Source organism: Sulfitobacter sp. UBA1132 (assembly GCF_002311545.1).
Lineage (GTDB): Bacteria > Pseudomonadota > Alphaproteobacteria > Rhodobacterales > Rhodobacteraceae > Sulfitobacter > Sulfitobacter pontiacus.
Genome location: NZ_DCAN01000004.1, coordinates 214,299 through 234,432 on the forward strand (window position 1 = coordinate 214,299; position 20,134 = coordinate 234,432).

General features: G+C 61.8%; 15 protein-coding genes. 6 read left to right on the plus strand and 9 right to left on the minus strand.

Features of this window, described 5'->3' with window-relative positions:
- Positions 1-936, minus strand: a complete 936-nt coding sequence (gene mepA, locus B4F27_RS01960; RefSeq protein WP_286758706.1) for a penicillin-insensitive murein endopeptidase — start codon at positions 934-936, stop codon at positions 1-3.
- A complete protein-coding gene (locus B4F27_RS01965; protein ID WP_286758707.1) occupies positions 933-2,306 on the minus strand; it encodes an MFS transporter in 1,374 nt (457 codons plus the stop codon). Before B4F27_RS01965 ends, mepA begins: the two co-directional genes overlap by 4 nt.
- 201 nt (positions 2,307-2,507) lie before the next feature.
- On the opposite strand from B4F27_RS01965, the gene B4F27_RS01970 reads away from it, so the two are divergent.
- The 4 genes from B4F27_RS01970 (at position 2,508) to yaaA (ending at position 6,188) form a co-directional block, all read left to right on the plus strand.
- On the plus strand, positions 2,508-2,834 hold the full coding sequence (locus B4F27_RS01970; protein ID WP_286758708.1) for a BLUF domain-containing protein: 327 nt from the start codon (positions 2,508-2,510) through the stop codon (positions 2,832-2,834).
- Between the two features lie 102 nt (positions 2,835-2,936).
- Entirely contained in the window at positions 2,937-3,224 is a 288-nt protein-coding gene (locus tag B4F27_RS01975) for a YggT family protein (RefSeq protein WP_005850500.1), read from the plus strand.
- Between the two features lie 109 nt (positions 3,225-3,333).
- Positions 3,334-5,379 (plus strand): DNA helicase RecQ, encoded by a 2,046-nt coding sequence (gene recQ, locus B4F27_RS01980; protein ID WP_286758709.1) that lies wholly within the window; start codon positions 3,334-3,336, stop codon positions 5,377-5,379.
- A gap of 29 nt (positions 5,380-5,408) precedes the next feature.
- On the plus strand, positions 5,409-6,188 hold the full coding sequence (gene yaaA, locus B4F27_RS01985; protein WP_286758710.1) for a peroxide stress protein YaaA: 780 nt from the start codon (positions 5,409-5,411) through the stop codon (positions 6,186-6,188).
- Here yaaA and B4F27_RS01990 read toward each other — a convergent pair.
- From B4F27_RS01990 to B4F27_RS02010, 5 genes are all read right to left on the minus strand, one after another.
- Positions 6,173-8,314 (minus strand): response regulator, encoded by a 2,142-nt coding sequence (locus tag B4F27_RS01990; RefSeq protein ID WP_197145854.1) that lies wholly within the window; start codon positions 8,312-8,314, stop codon positions 6,173-6,175. The genes yaaA and B4F27_RS01990 overlap by 16 nt on opposite strands.
- A 103-nt stretch (positions 8,315-8,417) precedes the next feature.
- Positions 8,418-10,460 (minus strand): hypothetical protein, encoded by a 2,043-nt coding sequence (locus B4F27_RS01995; protein ID WP_286758711.1) that lies wholly within the window; start codon positions 10,458-10,460, stop codon positions 8,418-8,420.
- On the minus strand, positions 10,457-13,219 hold the full coding sequence (locus tag B4F27_RS02000; protein WP_286758712.1) for a DUF4159 domain-containing protein: 2,763 nt from the start codon (positions 13,217-13,219) through the stop codon (positions 10,457-10,459). Before B4F27_RS02000 ends, B4F27_RS01995 begins: the two co-directional genes overlap by 4 nt.
- Entirely contained in the window at positions 13,216-14,100 is an 885-nt protein-coding gene (locus B4F27_RS02005; RefSeq protein ID WP_180828431.1) for a DUF58 domain-containing protein, read from the minus strand. The genes B4F27_RS02000 and B4F27_RS02005 overlap by 4 nt, the downstream gene beginning before the upstream one ends.
- Complete coding sequence (locus B4F27_RS02010; RefSeq protein WP_005850489.1) at positions 14,097-15,104, minus strand: AAA family ATPase; 1,008 nt, start codon at positions 15,102-15,104, stop codon at positions 14,097-14,099. The genes B4F27_RS02005 and B4F27_RS02010 overlap by 4 nt, the downstream gene beginning before the upstream one ends.
- 70 nt (positions 15,105-15,174) lie before the next feature.
- On the opposite strand from B4F27_RS02010, the gene B4F27_RS02015 reads away from it, so the two are divergent.
- Positions 15,175-15,753, plus strand: a complete 579-nt coding sequence (locus B4F27_RS02015; protein WP_286758713.1) for a DUF1285 domain-containing protein — start codon at positions 15,175-15,177, stop codon at positions 15,751-15,753.
- Positions 15,754-15,802: 49 nt separating this feature from the next.
- Positions 15,803-16,558: a hydroxypyruvate isomerase family protein gene (locus B4F27_RS02020; RefSeq protein ID WP_286758714.1), complete on the plus strand. Its 756-nt coding sequence runs from the start codon at positions 15,803-15,805 to the stop codon at positions 16,556-16,558.
- A gap of 21 nt (positions 16,559-16,579) precedes the next feature.
- Here the strand turns inward: B4F27_RS02020 and polA are convergent, their stop codons facing one another.
- Complete coding sequence (gene polA / locus B4F27_RS02025) at positions 16,580-19,378, minus strand: DNA polymerase I (protein WP_286758715.1); 2,799 nt, start codon at positions 19,376-19,378, stop codon at positions 16,580-16,582.
- A gap of 119 nt (positions 19,379-19,497) precedes the next feature.
- Positions 19,498-20,127, minus strand: a complete 630-nt coding sequence (locus tag B4F27_RS02030; RefSeq protein WP_286758716.1) for a TIGR02117 family protein — start codon at positions 20,125-20,127, stop codon at positions 19,498-19,500.
- Between the last annotated feature and the right edge of the window lie 7 nt (positions 20,128-20,134).

A 20,134-nucleotide genomic window follows, 5' to 3' on the forward strand; every position in this document is an offset into this window, starting at 1 on the left:
TTAGTTCGAATCCAGCACGGATTGGCATTGCGCTGGCAGGTCAGCAAGCAGCAGTTCGCGCTTTGGCTTGCGCTTGGGCGCATTGGGGTTTGGGGGGGGCGGGTTCAGGATATTCGCCTGCCACTGACGCGCATCGGCGCAGCCGTCGCCCGCAGGGGGCGGATCCTGGTTGACGCAGCCGGTCGCCCCTTTGGGGCAGCTCAGCCGGACGTGGAAATGATAGTGGTGCCCGTACCAAGGGCGGATTTTGCGCAGCCAGCTGCGGTCGCCCTTTTCGTCGGCACACATCTGCACCTTGGCCCCGGGGAAAACAAAGATGCGCGCCACGCGGGGATCAGATGCCGCGGCCTTGAGCACCTGATGGTGCTGCGGGGTCCAGCTGCTGTTCACATAGGCACCGCTGGCCCGACGCATGGAGATAGAGGAAATACTTTCACGCTCTGCCCGGCTGAGCGACAGCGACTTGGGCGGAAGCATCCAGAAATCGGCGTCCAGACCCATCTGGTGGCTGGCGTGCCCTGTCAGCATCGGGCCGCCACGGGGCTGGCTGATATCGCCGACATACAGCCCTTCCCATCCGGGTTGCTGCGCGGCCTTCGCGCTGAGCATTTTGATGTAATCGATCATCTCCGGGTGGCCCCAGTTGCGGTTGCGCGACAGGCGCATCGCTTGCCAGGTCGGCCCCGTTTCCGCCAGTTGTTGTGCCCCCGCGACGCAGCCCTTGGAATAGCTGCCGTAAGCGGCGGAAGACTGCCGTGACCCGTCGGCTTTCGCGCCAAAAAGCTTCTTGGCCTGAATGTTGCTTCGCGCGCCCCCCGACGACCCGATGGTCGGCAGGATTTTGGACGCTTCCGCATTCGGCTTGGACGGTGACCCGCCGCAGGCCGCCAGCGTGAGGGCCAGCGCGGTACATGTGAGGATTCGTGTCAGGATCATTTCGCGAAATCTCCGTTCGGTTTCACCCAGACTAACAGAACCAGGCCGATGATGAACAGCCCTACGACAGGGGCGATCCCGATCCGTTGGCTGCCGGATACGTCGCTTGCGATGGCGATCAGCGCAGGGGCCAGAAACGAGGTCGCTTTGCCCGATAGCGCGTAAAGGCCAAACGCCTCTGTCATGCGGTCGGGGTTGCCCTGACGGGTCAGCATATTGCGCGACGATGCCTGCAGCGCCCCGCCCGCCGCCCCTATCAAAGCACCAGCGATGTAAAAGGCGATGTCGGGCGCGGAGGATCCTTCGGCCAGCGTGATGCCCATAATCGAGTTGGGCGTCAGCGAGATGATCAGCACGGCCGTTGCAATCAGGATCAGACAGCATGTTACGATCACAGGCATCGGCCCAATCGCACGATCCACACGCCCGCCCACCCAGCAGAACACCGCGCCTGAAATCGCGGCAAGTATCCCGAAGACGCCGATATCAATAATGCTCCAGTTCAATACGCCAAGCGCGTATATCCCGCCGAATGTGTACATTCCGTTAAGTGCATCGCGGTAAAACATGGATGACCCCAAATAGGCCAGCAGCGACGGGTGGCGCGGCAGGTTCTTGAGCGTGACCCACAGATCAGAAAGCCCTTGGCCCACGCGGTACCGCGCCGCGCCGGTCACCGGCGTATCGCGCACATACAGAAAGAAGGGGATCATAAAGACCGCGTACCAGATTGCGGTCAGCGGCCCGACGATGCGCGTATCGGCTTTGGTCGCGGGGTCCAGCCCGAAGAGGGGGCTTAGCCCCGCCATCGTGCGCCCGTTGCTGCCCGCCTGAAACAGCGCGATCATCACGATCAGCGCCACAACACCGCCGACATAGCCAAAAGCCCAGCCTGACCCCGACAGCCGCCCGCGCTCTCCCGGGTCGGGATGCAGCTCTGGCAGATAGGAGTTGGTGAAAATTGTCGCGAATTCCATCCCGATAAGGCCAATGCCAAAGAAGAAGAGCGCCCACAGGACCGAGAAATCTTGCGGCGCGGTCCACCAAAGCGCGGCTGATCCCACCACATAAAGCCCCGAAAACAGCCAGATCCACGGCATCCGCTTGCCCGATGAATCAGCCACCGCCCCAAGGGTCGGGGCCAGTATTGCAATCATGATCCCCGCAACCGTCAGCCCGTAGCCCCAATAGGCCTGTGCCTGCGCCTTGGCGGCATCCAGCGCCATGCCGCCATCCATAAGATTTGCCGTTGCTGTTTGCGCGAAATAGGGGCCGAAAATAAACGTCAGAAGAAGCGTGTTATAGGGTTGGCTGGCCCAGTCAAAGAAGTACCAGCCCCAGATTTTCTTGCGCGCTGACGTGGCTGCCATGACTGCTTTCTCCTGTTTTGAGGGACGGTAGTGCAGCAGCCATACGCGGCGCAAGAGCGGTGTTATGCGCAACGTAAGCGTGAATTGCCCATCAGTATGTCATAAGACATCTCAAAAGGGTCGCTTTTCAAATCCTTTTTGCCTACACAGGGTGCCAACGTTAAGAATGTTTTGGATAATTTTACGAGGCTCCGTATGTCGATGATCCGGCTTTTGTACTTCAGCACCGCAGTTCCTTCGGTCTCTAAGACGGATGTTGCCGACATATTTACCGTCGCTGTGCGCGAGAATGAAAAACACGGTGTCACCGGTGCCTTGGCCTACAACGGACGCAACTTTTGTCAGGTGCTTGAGGGCGAAGAAGTCGCCATCCGCCAGTTGATCGAAAACATCCAGAAAGACAGTCGTCACAGCGGCTTCAAAATCCTCGACGAAAAGCCGATCGAGACACGGCATTTCGCCGATTGGTCCATGCTTCAGGTCGATAGTCTGGATTTTTCTGTCGTCATCAACGCGATGCAAGCGTGATGTGATGCGATTTTACCAAGAGCGGCGGTGCCAAGGCGCTGCCGCTCTTGTTCTTTGATGCCTGCGCACCTACTTTCGCGCTGTGCAACGAAAGGCCCCCTTATGACATCCCTGTTTCAGATCCTGATGCTTCTGCTGAACATCGTTTGGTTCATCATCATCGCGCATGTCATCATGAGCTGGCTGATTAATTTTCAGGTTTTAAATCTTCGTCAACCTTTGGTGGCGCAAGTTTGGGATGGGCTGAATCGCTTGTTGGAGCCTGTTTATGGGCGGGTCCGCAGCTTTCTGCCGCAAATGGGCGGGCTTGATCTGGCACCGCTGGTCGTTCTGATCGCCGTTGCCGTTCTGCGTATCCTGCTGATTAACAACGCCGCGCTGTTCTACTGATCGGGCGGCTGCTGGGGCAAAGACCCCGCCGGACGCACGGGCAGGGATTGTTCCCCGCCCGCGACTATGAGATTCTGCAAACTGCAGGTTAGATACAGTTGGGTTTTTCATGTCAGGCGCTGCCACGCTACTTCGTGATGTCTTTGGATTTGACGGGTTCCGCCCCGGCCAACAAGAGATCGTAGAGGCCGTTACCGCCGGCGAAAACACATTGGCCATCATGCCCACGGGTGGTGGTAAATCTCTTTGTTTCCAAATGCCTGCGCTTTTGCGCGACGGGGTGACGGTGGTGATATCGCCGTTGATTGCCCTGATGCGCGATCAGGTCCGCGCGCTGCAAGAGCTTGGCGTCGGGGCGGGGGCGCTGACCTCTGGCAATACGCCCGAGGAAACCGATGCCGTGTGGGAAGGGCTTGAGGCCGGAACGCTCAAGCTGCTCTATATGGCCCCCGAACGGCTCGCTGCCGGGTCGGTTACGGGCATGCTCAAACGGGTTGGCGTATCGCTGATCGCCGTGGACGAGGCGCATTGCGTCAGCCAGTGGGGTCATGATTTCCGCCCTGATTACCTGCGCATCGGCGAATTGCGTCGTACGCTTGACGTTCCGCTGGCCGCGTTCACCGCAACGGCGGACACGGAAACCCAAGCCGAGATCGTTCAGAAACTATTCGACGGTGTCCCCCCGCGCGCCTTCCTGCGCGGGTTCGACCGGCCCAATATCCATCTGGCCTTTGCGGCCAAAAACGGGCCGCGCGCGCAGATACTGAACTTTGCGTCAGGGCGTAGGGGGCAGTCGGGCATCGTCTATTGCGGAACGCGGGCCAAGACCGAAGGGCTGGCCAAAGCGTTGCGCGACGACGGACATCTGGCATTGCATTATCATGGTGGGATGGAGGCGGACGACCGCCGCACCGCCGAACGCCGTTTCCAGCAGGAAGACGGGCTGATCGTGGTGGCGACAGTGGCCTTTGGCATGGGCATCGACAAGCCGGATATCCGCTGGGTGGCCCACGCCGATTTGCCCAAATCCATTGAAGCCTACTACCAGGAAATCGGGCGGGCGGGTCGCGACGGTGCGCCGGCCGAGACGCTGACGTTGTTCGGCCCTGATGATATCCGTTTGCGCCGCAGCCAGATCGATGAAGGGCTCGCCCCGCCGGAACGGCGCGCCGCTGATCATGCACGGCTGAACGCGCTGCTGGGGCTGGCCGAAGCATTGGCGTGTCGCCGGGCGAACCTGTTGAAATACTTTGACGAAACCGATGTCACCTGTGGCAATTGCGACCTTTGCGATACGCCTGCCGATGTGTTTGACGGGACCACCGCCGTGCGCAAGGCGCTGTCGGCAATGCTGCGCACCGAGGAATGGTTTGGCGCAGGTCATCTGATCGATATCCTGCTGGGCAATGAAACCGATAAAATCCGTGAACGCGGGCACAGCGATTTACCGACCTATGGCGTGGGCAAGGAATATGACAAACGCGAATGGCAGGCGGTGTTCCGGCAAATGATGGGGCACGATCTGGTGCGCCCCGATGCCGCACGTCACGGTGCGCTGCGCATGACCGATGCCGCATTGCCAATCCTGCGCGGGGAGGCGTCGATCTCTCTGCGCCGGGACAGTATCCGCGCCGCCGCATCGCAGCGCCGTCCTGCGGTCAAGGCGATGGTCAGCGACGAGGATGCGCCGCTGCTCTCTGCGCTCAAGGCGAAGCGACGCGGGCTGGCAGAAGCCGCCAAAGTGCCCGCCTATATCATCTTTAATGACCGCACCCTGATCGAGATGGCCGAGAAACGTCCGGATACACTGGACGCCATGGCACGTATCGGCGGGGTGGGGGCCAAAAAGCTCGAGAATTTTGGCGATGCGTTTCTAGAGGTGATCAACGGGGCCGCCGCCGAGATGCACCCGACGCGGCGCAAGCTGGCGGGGCGCGCGGCAGGGTCGGTGTTCGATCAATTGCGCGAAGTGCAAACCACCTTGTCTCGCGGGGCGGATGGCGGCGAAAAACCGTTGAGCTGCTCAACCTCGCTGCTGGCAAAAGTGGCGCAGCTGCACGCGCCGAACCTTGATGCCATCGAACGCATTTTGGGCGAGAAACGCACCGAAAGGTTTGGCCCCGCATTTCTGGACGTTTTGCAGCAAGCGGGCTAGCTCTTGCTGCGACCAAAAAAGGAAAATCCATGCTGACCGTTATCTCTCCCGCCAAGAAAATGGACTGGACCCCACGCGACGTCGCTATGACGACGCCCGACCTGCAGGAAGATGCGGTCGCCTTGGTCAAGGTGGCCCGCGAGCTGAGCGTTGGTGATTTGCAATCATTGATGCACCTGAGCGAGAAACTGGCCAAGCTGAACCGCGACCGTTTCACCGCGTTCGAGGAAAATCCGTCCCCCGATGTTGTGCGCCCCGCTGCCTTTGCCTTTGCTGGTGACACCTATCAGGGGCTGGAAGCGACCAGCCTAGACCCTGATGAACTGGATTATGCCCAAGATCACCTGCGCATTCTGTCGGGGCTTTATGGTGTGCTGCGCCCCTTGGATGCCATTCAGGCCTACCGGCTTGAGATGGGCAGCCGATTGAAAACGTCGCAGGGCAAATCGCTGTACGACTATTGGGGCGCGCGCCTGTCCGAAGCGTTGAACGAACAGGCGGAACAGACCAATAGCAAGGTGTTGGTGAATTGTGCCAGTCAGGAATATTTCGGCGCGGTCGACCTTAAGGCGTTGGTGCCGACGGTTGTGACACCACAGTTCATGGAAGATAAATCGGACGGCAAAGGGCCCAAGATTGTCAGCTTTTACGCCAAGAAAGCCCGCGGCGCGATGGCGCGTTTCGTTGTGCAGAACCGGCTTACCGACGCCGAGGCGATCAAGGATTTCGATATCGGCGGGTACGCATGGCAGAAAGAGCTGTCGACGCCGGAAAAACCTGTATTTGTAAGGCCCTATCCCACCAGCTGACCCTCCAGCGGGAAAGCCGCGTTGGGGCAGTAACGGTTAAGGAGCGCCACAAGCTCCGCCTTGCGCAAGGGTTTGGTGAGGAAATGATCCAGCCCGGCGGCGAGTATCCTTTCCTTTTCGTCCTGAATGGCATGCGCTGTCAGCGCGACAATCGGGCAGCTGCTCGCCCCGTCTTCCAGCGCACGAATGGCGGCGGCGGCGTCTTTTCCATTCATCTTGGGCATAGAAATGTCCATGAACACCAGATCGGGCCGGAAGGTTTCAAACAGCGCAACTGCCTCTTGCCCGTTGGTGGCAAGTTGCAGGTCGATGTTCAGCCGTTGCAGCATCTTTCGAAGCACCAGACGATTGGTCTTATTGTCCTCGGCCGCCAAGACCCGCATCGGACGGGTACCAACAGGCACCGGCTGCATCGTTGACACTTCGGCCAGCAGCTCGGTGACACTGATCGGGTTCTTCATGATCCGGCGCACGCTCGTATCATCCATACTATCGCGGATTTTGTCGGGAGTCTGGCTGTACAGGATTACCTCGGTCGCGGGGTCGGAGACGTGCACCGCGCGGGCAAATTCGATCCCGTCCATATCGGGCAGCGTGTCGTCGACAAGCAGCAGATCAATACTGCCGTCCAGCGCGGCCAGCCCCGCTTCACCGGTGCCACAGGAAGTCACGCGCACACCGATATGTTCCAGATTGCGCTGCAAGATCGATCGGCAGATCGTTTCCCTTTCGACAATCAGGACATGGCGCAGGAATGGGGGTGGCTTAAGCGGCGGCGCGGCACTGTCCTCTTGGGCCTTCAAGGGCAGTTCGAAGCCGAAGCACGACCCAACCCCATGCTCTGACGTGACCCAAATCTCGCCCCCCATCAGTTGTACCAGACGTTGGCAGATGGCGAGCCCCAGTCCCGTCCCCTCTGCATTGGGGCTGGGGTCACTGCTGGCTTGGGTAAATTCCCCCATGATATGTTCAATCATGTCCGGCGCGATGCCGATGCCCGTATCCTCGATAGAGATTTTGATCAGCACGTTGCCAGAGCCCGCGTCGGGCAGCCCCGTGGCGCGGATCAGGATATGTCCATTTTGCGTAAACTTGACAGCATTTCCCACCAGATTGGTAAGCACTTGCCTGATGCGCCCTGCATCCCCGACCAGTTTGCGCGGCAGAAACAGGTCGTAATCCAGCGCGAGGTCCAGCCCCTTTTGCACCGCAAGGGGCTGTAAAAGCAGCAGTACTTCTTGGAAAACACGTTCCAGATCAAACGGGGCGGGGTGGATGCTCAGCCGGTTTGCCTCGATGCGCGAGAAATCCAGCACGTCGTTGATGATGACCAGCAACGCTTCGCCAGAGGTCTTTATGGTGTCAACATATAGGCGTTGGTCTTGGGTCAGCGCGGTATCGCCAAGCACCTCCGTCATGCCTACGATCCCGTTCATAGGTGTGCGGATTTCGTGGCTCATCTTGGCAAGGAAAAGCGATTTCGCGCTGTTGGCTGCCTCGGCCGTGGCGCGGGCATCGACGAGCTTGCGTTGATATTCCACGGTTTCGGTAATGTCGCGGGCGAGTGATACGATATCACCGCCTTTTCCCCTTTGATCGACAATCTTGATATATGCGCCATTCCAAAGCTTTATGATGATGGGTGCCGGAGCCTTTTGCTGCGATCGCAGAAGCATCTTGGCGCGCCATTCCTCTGGCGTGCGGCGCCCGATGTTAACGATCCCTTCATCGGTGAGCACGCGAAGGATGGTAGAGTAGCTGACACCCGGACGGATGGCATCAATACCGTCGAACACGGCCAGATAAGACCGATTGGCCATGATCATTTCATTGTCTTTGTTGAAAAAGGCAAAGCCGTCGTGGATGGTTTCGACCGAATGCCACAGCCGGCGTTGGGTCAGTTCGATCTGTTCCCGCGCGGCACATAGATCGGACATCACCCGTTTGTTTTCGCCGCGGATGTTTTCAACCTCCGCCCGTGTTTCAGAAATCTCGACAGAGACAGTTTGCGCGTGGTCATCCAGCTTGCGGTAAGCGGCACAAAGCTCTGCCTGGGTTTGTTCAAGCAGCGCTTCCACCTCTGCGCGGCGGCGTTGTTCATGGGCAAGCTGGTCAGCTGGTTTCATCCAAAGCTCCGAATCCCTCCTATCGGGGGGATCATGGGGGGCTTGGGGTGAACAACTGCTTAAGCGTTGCGTGATTTATCGGGCGGTGGCGTTGTTTTTAAGGTTAACGCCGCCCTTCGCGCAGCCATGCTGCAAGGATCAGGGCGCTGCCCAGCAACAGGACGAGCCACGCGGGCAGGATCGGCATCTGCCGCACGTCACGTGTTTCATAGGCGTTGCGAGGGGTTAGCCCGATCCATCCACGTCCGGCTGCGGGGCGCCCGACACGTATGTCGCGGAGGCGAGGCAGGCCGTCTTCGATCCGCGCGACACCACCGCGCAGGGGCGCAAGTACGGGGGCGAGGGTTTCGTCGCTTGCAATCGTTTCCACAAACTCCCGCGGGGCGGCGGGGCCCAAACCGATCACCGCGCTTTGGTCGCCATTTTCCAGCCGGTAGAGGCCAATCTCGGGGCCTTCGTAAACCCCCTCGAAGACACCCGGCATGGCTGGCGAAAGCGTGATCTCTGCCGTGCTGCCATCGGGGTTGGTCAGGGTGACAGGGGGGATGTCGTCCCCCAGCGTGCGACGGGTGATGCGCATGGTCTGGCCTTCGGCTGTGGCGGTCAGGGCCTCTTCCTCAAGCTCGGGTTCTTTCATCATCCAGTGGGCCAGCCGTCGCAACAGCTCTAGTTGCGGGCCGCCACCTTCATAGCCACGGTTCCACAGCCACGCATGATCAGACGCCATGAGCGCAACGCGCCCTTCTTCCACACGGTTCAGGATCAGCAGCGGTCGGTCATCTTCGCCGGTCATCACCACATGGCCCAAGGGATCGGCCACGTCGATCTGCCGCAGCCAGCGTCCCCATGTTTCCTGTTCGGGCAAGCCGCTGGTTACCGGATGACGGTGCCCCAGATCGGACACCAGCGGGCGGTAGGGCTGTTCGATCACCCGCGCGGTCGGCGTGGCGGGCAAGACCTCTCCGAGGGGGGAACGGTAGATGCTGTCGGCGCTCGCGAAATCCGCCCCGGCAGCGACCAGCACAGCACCCCCGCCGCGCACATAATTCGCGACGTTTTCAAGATAGAGCGAGGGCAGGATGCCGCGGCGTTTGTAGCGGTCAAAGATGATCAGATCGAAATCCTCGATCTTTTCCATGAACAGCTCGCGGGTGGGAAAGGCGATCAGCGAAAGTTCGTCCACCGGCACGCCATCCTGTTTTTCCGGCGGGCGCAGGATCGTGAAATGCACCAGATCGACAGAGCTGTCTGATTTCAGCAAATTCCGCCACGTCCGTCCACCCTGATGCGGCTCCCCGCTGACGAGAAGCACCCGCAGGCGGTCGCGCACCCCGTTGATCTGGATCAGCGCGGCATTGTTGCGGTCGGTCAGCTCTCCTTCGGCCTCGGGCAGCGAGAACCGGATCACATTGCGCCCGCCGTGGGGCAGGGTGACGGGAAGTTCCAGATCTTGCCCCACGGGGACGCGGAAGGTCTGCGGCGGCTCCCCATCGACCGAAATTTCAAGCGGGGCCAGCGCGTCTTTTTGCGGGGCGGCCCCGAGGTCGTCGATGCGCAGGGTCAGGGTCACGGGTTCGCCGATGATGGCAAAGGCAGGGGCGTTGCGGACGGACAGGCGGCGATCCCAATCGCTTTGCTTTCCGGTCATCAACAGATGCATCGGTGCGGGCAGATCGACTGGCAGGTCGGCGTCGTGAATGCGTCCGTCACTAAGCGCAAGGATGCCTGCGATACGGGCGCGCGGCTCTTCGGCAAGCACCTCTGACAGGGCGGTCATCAGCTGCGTGCCGCTATCGCCTTCTCCATCGGGCACGGTCACGCGGCGCAGTTCCGTGTTCTCGCGCGCGGTGATCTGTGCTGCCAGCGTCTCTGCGGCGGCGGTGGTTTGTGCGGGCCGGTCTGCGAGGGATTGGCTGGCGCTTTCGTCTTCCAGCATCACGACAATATCGGTCAGCGGCGCGCGGTCTTCCCGCTGCACGGAGGGGCCAGAAAGCGCCGCCAGAACGACGAGCATCGCCGCCCCCCGCAGCGCCCAGCCTTGCAACCCGCGCAGCACCGCCAAGACAACGGCCACCAGCGCCAGTGCGGCAACGCCCCATAACATCGGCAGCGGAATCAGCGGGTCGAAGATGATGGTTGATGTCATTGGCCCAACCTGTCCAGCAGCGCAGGCACATGCACCTGATCGGATTTATAGTTGCCGGTCAGCACATGCATGACCAGATTGACGCCAAAGCGGTAGGCCAGCTCGCGCTGACGTTCCCCAGCGAAACCGCGCCCGATGGGCACCATCGGCGCGCCGTTCGAGGACACGGCCCAGGCCGCAGCCCAGTCATTACCACCGATGACAACCGGGCTCACCCCGTCATTCAGATTGCGGAACGGCATCCCCTCTACCTGTTCTGCATCGGGGGGCGATGCCTCTACCCACAGATCGCGCCCGCTGTGCCGTCCGGGAAAGTCCTGCAGCAGATAGAACGTGCGGGTCAGCACGTGATCCGCAGGCAAGGGTTCAAGCGGGGGGATGTCCAGCGGCGCGGCGAGGTCTTGTAGCTTGCGCCCATTGGGGCTGGCGGCCCCGAAGCCCGCGATATTCGCATCACGTGTGTCGAACAGGATCATCCCGCCGGAGCGCAGATAGTCGTTCAGCTTGCGATAGGCCGCATCCGATGGGCGGGGCTGATCGGGGGTGATGGGCCAGTATAGCATTGGGAAGAAGGCAAGTTCGTCCCGCTCCAGATCCACACCGATGGGGTTGGCAGGTTCGACCGAGGTGCGGAAATAAAGCGTATCCGACAACCCGCGCAATCCGGCATCCGACATCTCGTCGACCGACGCGTTGCCGGTGATCACATAGGCCAGCGTCATCTCCGCCGTGGCGTTCAGGGCAAAGCTGTCGTCCGCCTGGGCGTCGGCCTGCGTCGGTGCATAGATCAGCGCCGCAAGAATCAGCCCTGCGGCATTGCTGTGCTTGAGCAGCCGCCCCGACAAGGAAAGCGACGCGATGACATCAGCGAGCAGCAGCAGGATCGACAGGGACAACAGCCAACCGGCAAGCGGCTGTTCATCGGCCACATCAAGCCCACGTACTGGCACATCCGCTGGCCATGCCGCGGGGGTCAGGGTGGTATCTGCAACCACCACATTGCGCGCAATGCGCCGATCGCCAGAGGCATAGACCCCCGGTTGCAGGTCTGGGCCCGCAGCCGCGGCCATCAGATCAGCCCCGTCCACACCGGGCAGCGTACCCGCGTCAGACAGTGTGCCAAACCCGTCCATCACGCGCAGGGGCGTCCACGTCGTGCCCTGCAGGTCCGAAGCCTCGATACCGGCGGAAGATGAAGAAATCGCTAACCGTTCCATCATCTGAACAAACAGCCCCGACAGCGGCAGCGTCGACCACTCGGCCGTGGCTGTCACGTGAAACAATACGATCTGCCCCTGTCCTACCTGCTTGCGGGTGACCAGCGGGGTGCCATCGCTCAGCGATGCTATCACACGCTCTGCCAGTGTCGGGTCGGGCTGCGCGACGACCTGGGCCGAGACGGTCACATCCTGCGGTATCTCCAACCCGTAGAAAGGAGAGGACTCGCGGAAGCTGTCCAGCGTTTTCGGGGCACCCCAGCTCATTGCGCCGCCGACACTGCGACCACCGGCCCGCAGGCGCACAGGCATCAGCGGGTCTTCGGTATCTCGGCTGATGTCGCTGGCGGCGATGCGTGGACCGGCGAAACGCACCAACATGCCACCGGCTTCGATCCAGTCGATCAAGGGGGCCTGCTCTGCCTCCGACAGGGTCGCGATATCGGCCAGCACGATCACATCTGGGTTTGCGGGCAGCACATCGCCAATCCCCCCCTCAATCAGATCGGCGGCGGGGGCCAATGCCTGTTCGATGTAGTGCAGGGGGGACAGCAGCTCCAGCCCTTCGCGGTTTTCCCGCCCGGCGATCAGCCCAACCTCGCGCCGCCGCAGCGCATCATCCACCAGCGTCGTCGCCCCGGCGGAGCGATGCCCCGCGATGTCGAAACGCGTGATCCGCGCGCGCAGCTCTGCGGGCAGGGACAGGGCCGCGCTGGCCTGCGTTGATCCTGCGTCAAATGTGGCCGGAACGCTGGCGAGGACGCGGATATTGCCCGCGGGATCACGGCCCTGCGCCGTGATGGTCACCGACCGCTCAGCGCCAGCGAGGGCGCGCTTGGCTGTCAGGGTAATCGCCCCGTCCTCATAGGTCGCGGGGGCCAGTGCCAGTACGTCTGCGCCAGTCTGATAGACCTCGACGCTGCCCTTGCCCTGAAGCGCATCAAGCATCGCGTCGCGCCCCGCATAGGCAAGCCCGTCGCTGAACCACAGGGTATCGAAACCGCCAAGCTTGTCCGCGATCTCTATCGCGCGGTCAATGTCGGCGGGGGCGGGCTGCCAGGGGGCGGGATCAAACCCGGCCAGACGGCTGCGCCATGCCTCAGCGGATTGAAAGGCGGGTGCTTCTGGTCGGGTGAGGGTCAGAAAACCGACAGTGCGACCAGCGCGTGCCGCACGGGTCAACTGCGCCTCTAGCGCTTCGGTTTGCTGCGGCCAACGCGTGGCTCCCGCCCAAGACCCGTCGAGCACGATCAGCAGCGGGCCGGTGCCTTGGGTCTGTTCCTCTTGCGGGTTCAGGATCGGTCCGGCCAGCCCGATGATCAACGTGGCCACCGCCAGCATGCGCAGCAGCAGCAACCACCACGGCGTGCGATCCGACACGCTTTCATCATCGCTCAGCCCAAGCAGCAGCGCCACACCGGGAAAGCGGCGTCGGATCGGTGCAGGCGGCACCGCGCGCAGGATCAGCCACAGGATCGGCAGCGCCAGAAGCGCCAGCAGCATCCACGGCGCGGTAAAGCCGATGCCCCCCAGAACGGTCATGCTGCCCCCCCGCTGCGCGTATCCAGCGCCGCATAGAGCCACAAAAGCGCCGATTGTGCGGTGCTGTCGGTGTGGTGCAGCCCGTACTGCCAGCCAGTCAGGGCACAAAGCTGCCGCAGCTCTGCCTTGCGCGCGGCGAGCCGTTCCAGATAGCGGTCTTTCAGGTCGTTCGCTTTCAAGGTCTCGTGGCGCAGGGTGCCGCCAACGCTTTCAAAGATGGTGCGGCCGGTGAAGGGGAAGGCCTCCTCCGAGGGGTCCAGCACATGATATAACACGCCACGCACCCCGCGGTCCGCCGCTTTGGTCAGCGCGGTGGTCACCCCCGCAAGATCCCCCATGAAGTCAGAGATGAACACAGCCCGTGCATGGGGGATCATGGCGCGATGTTCCGGCGGGGCGTAGTCGGCGGCGTCGTCCTGACACAGGGCTTCGGCAAGGCGCAGGATCTGCGGCCTGCCTGATCGCGGGGGCAGGGCGCTGCCGGTCAGCCCGACCCGCTCGCCGCCCCGTTGCAGCAGGATCGCCAGCGCCAACCCGATCAGCCGCGCGCGGTCGCCCTTCTGTTCCAACGCAGCCGTCGAGGCAAAGCGCATGGACGCCCCCTGATCGACCCAAAGCATGACCGACTGCGCGATCTGCCATTCGCGTTCGCGCACGAACTCATGGTCCCCCATGGCCGAACGCCGGTGGTCGATGCTGCGACGGCTATCCCCGGCCTGTGCCGGACGGTATTGCCAGAAATCATCCCCCACCCCTGCGCGTCGACGCCCATGGGCCCCCAGCAGGACTGCACCGGCCAGATGCTCTGCACGGGCCAGCAGCGCGGGCAAACGGGCGGCTTGCTCCTCTGATCGGATGCGAAGGGTGTCGGGGCTGTTCACGCCGCGGCCTTTTTCCCGATCAGGCTGGCAGCGGTTGTGTCAATCAGCGCAGATAGGCTGTCGCCTCGGGCGCGCGCCGCGAAGTTCAGCGCCATACGGTGCAGCAACACAGGACGGGCCATATCGATGACATCCTCCGCCGACGGTGCCAGACGCCCCTGCAACAAAGCGCGCGCCCGCACCGTCAGCATCAACGCTTGCGCGGCGCGTGGGCCGGGGCCCCACGCCACGGTATCGCGCACTTGCGGGCTGGCATCAGGCCCGTCAGGGCGGAAGGCGCGGACCAGATCAAGGATCAGCTCGACCACCGATTCACCCACCGGCATCTGCCGCAGCAGCGTTTGCGCGGCGAGTAGCTCTGCCGTGGTAAAGACGGGCGCGGCCTGCGCATCGGTATCCCCTGTGGTGGCCAGCAGAATATCCCGCTCTGTCTCCCGGTCGGGGTAGGCCACGTCGATCTGCACCAAAAAGCGGTCAAGCTGGGCCTCGGGCAGCGGGTAGGTGCCTTCTTGTTCAATAGGGTTCTGGGTGGCGAGCACGTGAAACGGATGCCCCAAGGCGCGGTCCTGTCCGGCGACGGTCACGGTCTTTTCCTGCATTGCCTGTAGCAAAGCCGACTGGGTGCGCGGCGAGGCGCGGTTGATCTCGTCCGCCATCAGCAACTGACAAAAGATCGGTCCCTCGACAAAGCGGAACGCGCGGGTGCCATCGGCGGCGGTGTCCAGCACCTCTGACCCCAGAATATCGGCAGGCATCAAATCGGGCGTGAACTGGACCCGATTGCCATCCAGCCCCATCACCGTGCTCAGCGTTTCGACCAGCCGCGTCTTGCCCAGACCCGGTAAACCGATCAGCAGTCCGTGGCCACCGCAGAGCAGCGCCGTCAGCGTCAGATCAACGACCCGTTGCTGCCCGATGAAACGCCGGTTGATCGAGGCCTTCGCCTCGGCCAGCTTTTCGCCAAGCGTCTCGATTTCTGCTACCATATCGCGGGCTTGGGTCATGACTTTTGCGTCCTCGGGGTTATATCAGTTAGATGTAAGTGTATCGTGTGAACAGGAAATGGCAAAAGCAATGAGTGGACAAAAAACCGTGACCCCGACAGCAGAAAGCCTTGCCGCCTCTGTTTCCGCCGCCAAAACACGCGGATTGCCGCCGGTTGAAAAGTGGAACCCCCCGTTTTGCGGCGATCTGGACATGGAGATCAGACGCGACGGCACGTGGTTCTACCAAGGCACCCCCATCGGACGCATCGGGCTGGTAAAGCTGTTCGCATCGATTCTGATCCGCGAAGAAGATGATTACTTCCTTGTGACGCCGGTTGAAAAAGTCGGCATCAAGGTCGAGGACGCCCCCTTTGTCGCCATCGATTTCGAGGCCGAAGGCAGTGGCACCGACCAGACGCTGACCTTCCAGACAAACCTGGAAGACATCGCCGTCGCAGGCCCCGAACTGCCGATCCGAGTTGAGCGCGACCCCGAAGATGGTGAACCCGCGCCCTACGTCCGTATCCGCCGCAACCTGGAGGCGCTGATCGACCGCAAAAGCTTTTACCGGCTGGTCGAGCTTGGCGTGCATCACGAAGGCTGGTTCGGCGTATGGTCGGACGGCAGCTTCTTTGGTATTATCCCCTCGGACGAACTGCCCGATTGATCCTGCCTGCCACAGCGCGACGATAGCGGCCCGAACCGGATGATCCTTCATGAAGCCAGCCGCGAACCTTACTCTGCTGTGGCCCGAGCTGCCCTATCTTGACCGTTTTGCCGCCGCCGCAAAGGCAGGATTTACCGCGGTAGAGGTGCTTTTTCCCTATGATCTGGCCGCCAAAGAGACGCCGCGCGCCTGTGTCGCCAACGGCTTGCAGCTGATCCTGATCAACGCCCCGCCGCCCAATTACACCGGCGGCGCACAGGGCTTTGCCGCGGTGCCCGAACTGGCGGCGCGTTTCCGCGTCGATATCCAGCGGTCGTTTCGATATGCCACCGCGCTCAAGGTCCGCTATCTGCATGTCATGGCGGGCAACGGGCAAGGCGCGCTGGCGCGGCAGACCTTCATCGACAATCTGATCTGGGCGGCTGATATCGCGCCCAAGGGGCTTACCCTGACGGTCGAACCGCTGAACCCCGTCGCGATGCCGGGGTATTTCATGAACGACTACGCGCTTGCCGCCGATGTGCTGCGTGCTGTGAACCGGCCGAACGTCCGGCTGCAGTATGACAGCTACCACGCGCAGATGATCCACGGCGACGCGGTGGCGGTGTTCGAACAATACAAAGACCTGATCGTACATGTGCAGCTTGGCGACGCGCCTGATCGCAGCGCGCCGGGTACAGGGACGGTTGATTTCCCCGCGCTCTTCGCCGCGATGCGCCGCGCGGGGTATCGCGGCTGGGTCAGTGGCGAATATATCCCCGGCCCACGGACCGAGGACAGCCTCGGCTGGATGACACTCAGCTAGCCACAGGGGCGTCAGTGGCGCTTAATGCGCCTCCGCCCAACTCGCCCCGACGCCCGCATCCACGTCAAGCTTCACATCCAGTTTGACCACCGGATCGGCTGCATTTTCCATCACCTGGCGCGCGGCGGCGATCAGTTCGTCTTCGGTGCCTTTTTCCACCTCGAACAGCAACTCATCGTGGACCTGCAACAACATGGTGGCGGGCAGATCCTTGATCGCGTCGGGCATGCGGATCATCGCACGGCGGATCACATCGGCGGCAGTGCCCTGAATAGGCGCGTTGATGGCCGCCCGTTGGGCAAAACCGGCGCGGGGGCCCTTGGCGCTGATCTCGGGCGTGTGGATCTTGCGCCCGAACAGCGTCTGCACAAAGCCATGCTCTTTGGCGAAAGCCTTGGTGTCATTCATATAGGTACGGATGCCGGGGAAACGTTCGAAATATCGGTCGATGAACCCCTGTGCTTCGGCGCGCGGAATACGCAGGTTGCGCGCCAGACCGAACCCCGAGATGCCGTAAATTACGCCAAAGTTGATCGCCTTGGCCTGACGACGCACGTCCGACGTCATCTCGTCCAGTGGCACGCCGAACATTTCCGAAGCGGTCAGCGCGTGAATGTCGATGCCGTCCTGAAACGCCTGCTTAAGCTCGGGGATATTGGCGATATGCGCCAGAATCCGCAGCTCGATCTGGGAATAGTCAAGCGCGACCAGCGCCTTGCCCGGCTCTGCGACAAAGGCCTCGCGGATGCGCCGCCCTTCTTCGGACCGGATCGGGATGTTTTGCAGGTTCGGATCGGTCGAGGCCAGCCGCCCGGTCGACGCCCCCGCGATGGAGTAGGAGGTATGCACCCGGCCCGTGTCGGGGTTGATGTGGTCCTGCAGCGCGTCGGTATAGGTCGATTTCAGCTTGGACAGCTGCCGCCAGTCCAGCACCCGCGCGGGCAGGTCATGTTCTGTCGCGAGGTCCTCAAGCACATCGGCACCGGTGGCATAGGCCCCCGTCTTGCCTTTCTTGCCGCCTTCCAGCCCCATCTCGTCGAACAGGATTTCCCCCAACTGCTTGGGCGAGCCGACGTTGAATTTACGCCCGGCGAGTTCATAGATCTCGTCCTCAAGCCCCGCCATCTTCTGGGCAAAGGCGTTCGACATCCGGCTCAGCGTATCGCGGTCCACCTTCACGCCAGAGCGTTCCATTGCCGCCAAAACAGGCACAAGCGGGCGTTCAAGCGTTTCATAAACCTTCGTCACCCCGACGCGGTGGAGTTGGGGTTTGAACAATTGCCACAGACGCAGAGTGATATCCGCATCCTCGGCGGCATATTTCACCGCATCGGCGAGCGGCACCTTATCAAAGGTGATGGCCGATTTGCCTGTCCCCAGCAGCGGCTTGATCGGGATCGGTGTATGCGACAGATAGCGTTCAGACAGCGTGTCCATGCCGTGGCCGTGCAGCCCGGCGTGCATCGCGTAGGACAGCAGCATCGTGTCGTCGATGGGCGCGACGTTGATCCCCAGCTGAGCGAAAATCTTGCTGTCGTATTTCATGTTCTGCCCGATCTTGAGGATTGAGGGATCCTCCAGCATCGGGGTCAGCAGGCGCAGCGCCTCTTCGGTAGGGATCTGCCCTTCGGCCAGATCATCACTCCCGAACAGATCATCGCTGCCGCGCGCCTTGTGGATGAGCGGGATGTAACAGGCCTTGCCCGGTTCGACACAAAGCGAAACGCCGACAAGCTGCGCGACCATATCGTCCAGCCCGGTGGTCTCTGTATCGACGGCGACATAGCCGAATTCGTAGATACGGTCGATCCAGGCCTGCAGCGCGGCTGTGTCACTGACGTGTTCATACAGCTCTGCGTCAAACGGCACATCCGCCGCGGCCGGGGCATCGGCGGCGACCGGTGCCTCGGCGATGGTGGGGGCCTCTTTCCCCAGCACCTCGGCCACACGTTTTGACAGGGTGCGAAACTCCATCTCTGCCAGAAAGTCCAGCAGTTGATCTGCATCAGGGTCGCGCACCTCAAGATCGTCAAGGGTGAAGTCCAGCGGCGTGTTCTCGTCCAGCTTGACCAGATCGCGGGACAACCGAATTTGATCAGCATGGTCGATCAGGGTCTGGCGCCGCTTGGGCTGCTTGATCTCGCCCGCGCGCTCCAGCAGCGCATCGAGATCACCATATTCGTTGATCAGCAAAGCGGCCGTCTTGATCCCGATCCCGGGTGCCCCGGGGACGTTATCGACAGAGTCGCCCGCCAGCGCCTGCACATCCACCACACGGTCGGGATAGACGCCGAATTTCTCGAACACACCGTCGCGGTCGATGCTCTTGTTTTTCATCGCATCCAGCATTTCAACACCGCCGCCGACCAGCTGCATCAGATCCTTGTCCGAACTGATGATGGTGCAGCGCCCGCCCGCGGCCCGTGCCTGCACGGCGAGCGTGGCAATGATGTCGTCCGCCTCGAAACCTTCCTTTTCCTTGCAAGCGATGTTGAACGCTTCGGTGGCGGTACGGGTCAGCGGGATCTGCGGGCGCAGGTCTTCGGGCATGGCCTCGCGGTTGGCCTTGTATTTGTCATACATGTCATTGCGGAAGGTATGGCTGCCCTTGTCAAAGATCACGGCGACATGGGTCGGTGCATCCGGCCCTGTGTTGCCTTCGACATAGCGGTGCAACATGTTGCAAAAACCCGCCACCGCCCCAATCGGCAGCCCGTCCGACTTGCGCGTCAGCGGTGGCAGCGCGTGATAGGCGCGGAAAATAAACGCCGACCCGTCGATCAGATGCAGATGGTGACCTTTGCCAAATGTGCCGGACATGTCGGTGCTCCTCTTTCAGACAAGCTTTCTTGTGCCACGAAGCCGGCAAACTCTCCAGCGGCCAATTGCCCGCGACCGGCTTCATTTTGCCAAATAAACTCCCCGCGGAGCGTCCCTGCCTAGCGGGGCTCGCTTTGGTAAAGGTGCCAGGAGAGGCTCACCGACAAGGGGAGCGGCGTCCAGCGCCCAAACCGCAGCCCTGCCGCACGAAGTTGGTCGCCAATCCAGACGTTGCAGGTGCGCAGGATGCTAAAGCGTCCTTTGGCGGCAAAGAATCCATCGGTGGCGGTATACCCATCCACATCCACACGTTGGGGCAGCCCGTCAGGGCCGGGGTCAAGCGCCGACCAGACATTTGCGACCAGCCTGCGGTACGCGCCTTCGGTCATCGTCACGGTCCGGCGTTCGGCGGTCGGGGCGATGGGGCCAATGACATCAATCCGCAGCACCGCGTCATCGCCGATAATCCCGCGCCAGACATTGCCGGGCTTCAATTCGCGATAGGTGGGGGTTTCCGTATAAAACTTGCGCGCCCCCCATCCGATGACAAGCCACCGCGCATCGGGGTGCGATAGCGGCAGACCCCGCGTCTCGAGCGCGGCAAACCGCGGGCCCGAGATATCATCAATCGGGATCAGCAGATCATAGTGGATGGGTCCGTGGACCAGCAGCACCTCGCGCGTTGGCACCGCGCGCGGTTCATCAGAGGCAGGAGCGGCCCAAATGGCACCGATCACTGCGGCAAGCACAAAGCAC